A 6,000-nucleotide genomic window follows, 5' to 3' on the forward strand; every position below is an offset into this window, starting at 1 on the left:
TTAGAAGCAGTCTCATTTACGCGATCAAGGGCGTGTCGGATCACCGGCTGCGCGAGCCACGAGCCAAAAACGCGATGCTGTGCGAATGTTTGATTTAGGTGTATAGCCGCATCGGCTAACGCAGCGGGCTTCGACTGACCTGGCCTCTTGGAACAAGTAAAGTTCGCTACGCACCGCCGAAACAGTCGTGGCATCGGGGTCGCGGCCGTGCTGGACGCGTCGACGTGGGTTTCGGAAGTGCACCTGTCACTAACGCGGGAACAAAGAGCGGTTCAAGTGCATGGGAGCCGATCCGCCCCGCATAGCTTGCATCGCCCATCTCTCAGGCTTCATCGGCATCCTGCGGGTTGATGGCTATGGCGGCTATCGCGTGCTCGCCGACAAGAGCGGGGTGACGCTCGCATTCTGATGGGCGCATGCGCGCCGGCGCTTCTGAACCGGCCGCCGCAGGTCCTGCGCCGATCGCCAGCGAGGCGCTCAAGCGGATCGCGGAGCTCTCCAAGATCGACGACGGCATCCGCGGCCTAAGCCGACTAGCATCGTGCCGTGCGTCAGGAAAAGACCGTTGCGGTCATTGCCGATGTTGAACCTTGGCTGCGCTAGAAGCTCGGCTTGATCAGCCAGAAGACTAAGCTCGAATGCCATCGACCAAACGACAACGTCGCGCCCGACATGGGCAGAATTTCTGCGAGTTAGCGCTCAATCGCAAAACTTTGCTCTTCGCCGGCTCCGATGGCGGCCTTGAGCACTGCGCTGTCGTCGCTTCACTGATCGAAACCTGCAGGGTCAAAAGCGTCGACCCGCACGGTTGTATTGCCGACGTACTCACCAGGATCGTCAGCAAACACCCCAACAGCCAAATCGAAGAGTTGCTGCTCTGGGCTTACGTCACCGCGCAGGAACTAGGCTCAGGACTCATTAATCATAGCCAGAAGATGACGGCGGCAGCGATGCAGATTGCCGAGAAGAAGGTGTGGGCGCAGCGGTCGTAGCGGGTTGCGATGCGCCGCCAGTCTTTGAGCTTGGCGAACAGGTTCTCAATTCTGTGGCGCTGGCGGTAGAGGATCTTGTCGTAGTCGAAGGGCTGCTTGCGGCTTTTCGAGGACGGGATGCACGGCTCGATGCCTCTTGCTTCGAGTTCTGCGCGGAACCAGGCGCTGTCGTATCCTCGATCGGCGATCAGGTGTGAAGCAGCCGGCAAAGCGTCGAGCACGAGACGCGCGCCCTTGTGGTCGCTCATCTGGCCTTCCGACAGGAGCAGGATGATCGGCCGGCCATCACCGTCGCAGACGGTGTGGAGCTTCGAGTTCAGCCCGCCTTTTGTTCGCCCGATACGACGGGGAACATCCCCTTTTTGAGCAGGCTCGCCGCCGTGCGGTGGGCTTTCAGATGGGTGGCGTCGATCATGATGCGCTCGGGCTTCGGCCCTTCCCCGGCAAGCCCGGCGAAGATGCGGTCGAACACACCGAGCCGGCTCCAGCGGATGAAGCGGTTATAGAGCGTCTTGTGCGGGCCATATCTTGCGGGCGCATCCTTCCACTGAAGACCGTTGCGGATCACGTAGACAATGCCGCTCACCACCCGCCGGTCATTGACCCGCGGAACCCCGTGCGACAGAGGGAAATGCGGCGATATCCGCGCCATCTGGCGCTCGCTCAGCAGAAACAAATCACCCATCACGGTCTCCTTCTCGGAGCCGTGAATCACATCTCAATCCAAATTAATAGGTCCTGAGCCTAGAGGTCGTGGCCTGAGAACACGTCTTACCTTTAAATTCCTTGAAGGGCCATTTCGGGTGATTTAACTGCAGGGGATCTGTCGGTTCGCAAGCTTCTCTATGTCAAATCGCTGTGAACCAGCAACATGTTGAGGCAACGCACGCAGTCAGGACGGATCCGATGAAAACACACGGTCCAGCACGGCGATGAAGCGGTCCACCTCTTCCAGCGTGTTGTAGTGGACTAGCGAGGCGCGCACGATGTTCTGCGCCGGCAGGCCTAGCGCTTCTACCAGGCGCCGCGAATGGAAGTCGCCATGCCGGATGCCGATCCGTTGCGCGTCCGTCGAGGCAATCAGCGCAAATGGATCTGCGCACTCGACGAGGAAGGAGACGGTCGGCACGCGCACGGCGCCGTCAGAACGGCTGTCGCCAATGATCCGGACAGTATTGCGGTCGCGCAGATAGGTGAGCAGGCGTTCGGCCAGCGCCATCTCCTGTTGGGTGACGGCCTTGAAGGCCGCCTCCACCGATGCCCGTCCTGATGTTCCACCCAGATCTTCCAGATAGTCGACGATGGCCGCGCTGCCCCAAGCAAGCTCATAAGCCGGGTTGCCCGGCTCCAGCTTCATCGGCACTTTGTCGCGGCCGTAGAAATAGTGATAGAGGCCGTCGAGCTCGAGCAGGTGATCATACTTGCCGTACAACACCGCCAGGTGCGGCCCGTAGGTCTTGTACAGGGAAAAGACGTAGTAATCGCAATCGAGCGCCTGCACATCGATCGCCCGGTGGGGGGCGTATGCCACGCCATCGACGCAGATGCGCGCGCCGTACCGATGGACCAGATCGGCGATCTCTCGGATCGGGTTGATCGTACCCAGGATGTTGGAAGCGTGGGTCACGCAGACCAGTTTGGTGCGCGGTCCCATCAGCGCCTCCAGGTCGGCGAGATCGGGCTTCAGCGTTTGCTTGTTCAGCGGCCAGAATTTCACCACGACGCCGCGCTCGCGCAGGCCGACCCACGGGCCGATGTTCGATTCGTGGTCGAACTCGGTCACGACGATCTCGTCGCCGGGCGCCAGGCTGCCGGCCATAGCCGTGGCAAGAAGCTTGAGCAGCATCGTCGTCGAGGCGCCGAACACCACCTCTTCGGCGCGGCGCGCGTTGAACAGCAGCGCAATGCGCGCCCGCGCCTCGGCCAGCCGCTCGGTGGCGTGCCTGGACGTCTCGTAGCTGGCGCCGGTCTGTACGCTGGTGGTCAGCAGGTAGTCGCAGATGCGCTCGGCCACCGGCCTGAGGACCTGCGACCCGCCGGCATTGTCGAAAAAGGCCCACCCGCCGTCGAGCGCCGGGAACTGGTTGCGGACATGGTCGAGGTCAAGCGGCATGGCGGGTCCTTGAAAGCTTGTGCTCCAGCACGCCGACGAGGCGGACGAGCGGCAGAAGTATGAGAAGATAGATCGCCGCGGCGGCGATCAGCGGGGTTGGATTGGCGGCGAGCGCCTGCGCCTGGTTGGCCTGCTTGAGCAGGTCCGGCATCGCCACGACCGAGGCCAGCGCGGTGTCCTTCATGACGTTGATGGCGTTGGAGGTCAGCGGCGGCAGCACGGTGCGGATCGCCTGCGGCAGCACCACCTTGCGCAGCGTCAGGACGAAATGCAGACCGAGCGCCCGCGCTGCCTCGAACTGGCCGCGCGGCACCGCCTCGATGCCGGCGCGGATGATCTCGGCCGAGTAGGCGGCCGACACCAGCGAGATCGCGCTGGCCGCCGCCACGAACGACGACAGCCGGACGCCGGCGAAGGGCAGCGCGTAGTAGATGACGAACAGCAGCACCAGCACCGGCAGCGAGCGGAAGACGTCGATGAAGGCGATGGTCGCCCACCGCACCGGGCTCGCGGCATAGAGCCGGCAGATGGCGACGGCGATGCCGGCGAGGAAGCCGATGACAATGCAGGTGAAGCCGAGCGTCAGCGTGGTGGCCAGGCCGCTCAGGATGAGCGGCAGCGTCTCCACGAAGACCCGGGGGTTCAGGAAGGTGTCGAAGACGGACATGCGGGCGCGCGCTCCAGCGTGCCGTGCCGACGCGCGGGGCGCACCGGCACGGCCGCGTTGGTCAGGGCTTCGGCATGTCCATGACGGTGACGGTCGCCAGCCCGCTCTCCGGGTCGGCGCCGAACCAGGCCTTGTAGATCGAGGCCATCGTGCCGTCCTTCTTCATGGCGCTGATGGCGTCGTTCACTTTTGCGGCCAGCGGCGCGTCCTTGGCGAACATGACCGAGTACTGCTCACCCGTCTTGATGCGCTCCACCACCTTGAACTGCGGCTTGTCCTTCACGTAGTAGAGCAGGGCCGGAATGTCGGAGATGTAGCCGTCGATGCGGCCGGCGGAGAGGTCGAGCATGGCCGGCTGCAAGCCCTCGTACTTGCTGACGCTGGCGATCTTGGTTTCAGCCATGTGGGCTGTGACCCAGATGTCGCCGGTGGAGCCGGTATCGACGCCGACCGTCTTGCCGGCCATGCCCGACAGGCCGGTGATGCCGCTGTCGGCCTTGACCGTCAGCGACTGGTCGCTGTCGTAGTAGGGCTGCGCGAAGCTGACCGATTCCAGCCGCTTGGGCGTAATGGTGATCGACGACACCGCCGCGTCGATCTGGCCCGACTGCACGGCCGCGAACAGTCCGGCGAACGGTATGTTGACGAACTTGACCTCCGAGCCGAGGCGCTTGCCAACCTCTCTCATCAGGTCGACTTCGAAGCCGACGATCTTGCCGCTGGCATCCTGGAATTCCCACGGCACGTTGCCGACATTGGCGCCGACGTTGAGTTCGGCGCCCTGCGCCGATGCGGCGAAAACCACCAGCGCCGCCGCTCCCGCCCAGCGCAACCGACGCAGCAAAGTTGTGACTTGCATTTGATTCCCTCCCGTAAGAAAATTGGTTAGACCGGTCTGACCAGTTACGATGCAATCACGAATCGGCTGTCGTTGCAAGCGGTGCGATCGAGGACGGAACGGATCGCCATCGTCCAGGCCGATCAGTATGATCGCAACCATGACGCGATCCGTGCCGATCGGCGTCGAGGCGGGACGGTACGGTCCGGGTCCGATGATACAGGACCTTAGAAACCGGGGCCCAAGAACAGGAGGGCGAGCAGACCGTGCTGAACCGAACCCCCGTCACCCATGCCGCGGCCAAGCAGATTCAGGCCATGATCCTGGACGGCAGCCTGGCGCCCGGCCAGCAGATTCCCTCGCAGCGCGAACTGGCGGTGACGCTGAAGCTCAGCCGCGCTTCGTTGCGCGAAGCCCTCCTGACGCTCGAGGCGATCGGCCTCATCGTCACCCAGCCGGGGCGCGGAACGTTCGTCGCCGAGGTTTCGCCCAACGGGCGCACCATGACGGCGTGGCGCCATGGGGACTATTCGGTGAAGGACGTCTTCGAGACGCGCATCATGCTGGAAAGCCAGATCGTCCGGCTCGGCGCAGCGGCAGTCACCGCGGGCCAGATCGAGGAACTGACGCGCCTGACCGACCAGATGGAACGGGCCTGGGCCGCCGGCGACCTGCTCGGCAACGCCGAGGCCGATTTCGAGTTCCACGGCATCATCGTCTCGGTCTGTCCCAACCGGATGCTGGTCGATCTCTACGCCGCCAATCGGGACCGCATCCATTCCACGCAGATACAGCCGATCGCCGTCACCGACCCGGCGCGCATGCGCAGTTCGATCGCCGAGCACCGCCTGATCGTCGCGGCGCTCCGCGAAGGCGACGCCAACCGCGCCGCCGAAACCATCGCTATCCACATCGCCAACACCGCTCGTTGCGCCGGGATCGCCATGTAAACGCACCGCCATCAATTACGCGACACACGGCCTTGTGATGGCAGAATCGCACAGTGAAAGAGTGAGATAATATATCTGCCAGTAAACTGTTCTGTGACAACCGGATTTTGCTGGTTGCCATTTTTTCCATCAATGGAATTTCGTGCAAAAATAGCTAAAGACCAAAATATTAGGGAATTATCCCCTTGAGGTACGTAGCGTTAAATCGGCCAAGCTTTGATCGCAATTTCTGCCATGCTGGCCTGCCGTAATTCTATTGCTGTTGGAGACCAGTCCGCGAATCCTGCAATCGATCTGGTCACAGCGTACGGGGTGTTGATTTCCGCCGAGAACTGACCCGGGATTGGGCGGTTTTTCCATTGAGAAGTGACCCATGTTTGAACCCACCCCTGCTGGTTGATTGCAGGGGACTTTGGAGTGATAGACATGGCGTTACTGAG

6 protein-coding genes and 1 pseudogene are annotated in these 6,000 nt (G+C 62.4%); 2 read left to right on the top strand and 5 right to left on the bottom strand.

All coding sequences use genetic code 11. The annotated features are described in order from the left end of the window. Positions 1-283: 283 nt before the first annotated feature. Positions 284-896 (top strand): annotated as a pseudogene (locus E6C48_RS22890) (IS66 family transposase); the annotation flags it as partial. 26 nt (positions 897-922) lie between these two features. On the opposite strand, the gene E6C48_RS18265 reads toward E6C48_RS22890, so the two are convergent. The 4 genes from E6C48_RS18265 to E6C48_RS18280 all read right to left on the bottom strand — a co-directional run bounded on the left by E6C48_RS18265 (position 923) and on the right by E6C48_RS18280 (position 4,631). Beyond that, a protein-coding gene (locus E6C48_RS18265; protein ID WP_136359599.1) for an IS5 family transposase occupies positions 923-1,677 on the bottom strand; the annotation gives its coding sequence in 2 pieces (ribosomal slippage) (positions 923-1,344 and positions 1,344-1,677; 756 coding nt in all). Positions 1,678-1,884: 207 nt separating this feature from the next. Then, entirely contained in the window at positions 1,885-3,105 is a 1,221-nt protein-coding gene (locus tag E6C48_RS18270) for a cysteine desulfurase-like protein (protein WP_136359600.1), read from the bottom strand. Further along, entirely contained in the window at positions 3,095-3,772 is a 678-nt protein-coding gene (locus E6C48_RS18275; RefSeq protein ID WP_136359601.1) for an amino acid ABC transporter permease, read from the bottom strand. The genes E6C48_RS18270 and E6C48_RS18275 overlap by 11 nt, the downstream gene beginning before the upstream one ends. Before the next feature lie 61 nt (positions 3,773-3,833). Further along, positions 3,834-4,631 (bottom strand): basic amino acid ABC transporter substrate-binding protein, encoded by a 798-nt coding sequence (locus E6C48_RS18280; RefSeq protein ID WP_136359602.1) that lies wholly within the window; start codon positions 4,629-4,631, stop codon positions 3,834-3,836. Positions 4,632-4,876: 245 nt separating this feature from the next. Between E6C48_RS18280 and E6C48_RS18285 the strand changes: the two genes are divergently transcribed. Then, the gene (locus tag E6C48_RS18285) at positions 4,877-5,560 is read left to right on the top strand and encodes a FadR/GntR family transcriptional regulator (protein WP_136359603.1); all 684 of its coding nucleotides are present in this window, start codon (positions 4,877-4,879) and stop codon (positions 5,558-5,560) included. Between the two features lie 200 nt (positions 5,561-5,760). On the opposite strand, the gene E6C48_RS22720 is transcribed toward E6C48_RS18285, so the two are convergent. Further along, positions 5,761-6,000: hypothetical protein (locus E6C48_RS22720; RefSeq protein WP_206086525.1), on the bottom strand; the 240-nt coding region annotated here is incomplete at its 5' end.

The sequence above is a fragment of the Ollibium composti genome (assembly GCF_004801285.1).
In the GTDB taxonomy this organism is placed as follows: domain Bacteria; phylum Pseudomonadota; class Alphaproteobacteria; order Rhizobiales; family Rhizobiaceae; genus Mesorhizobium; species Mesorhizobium composti.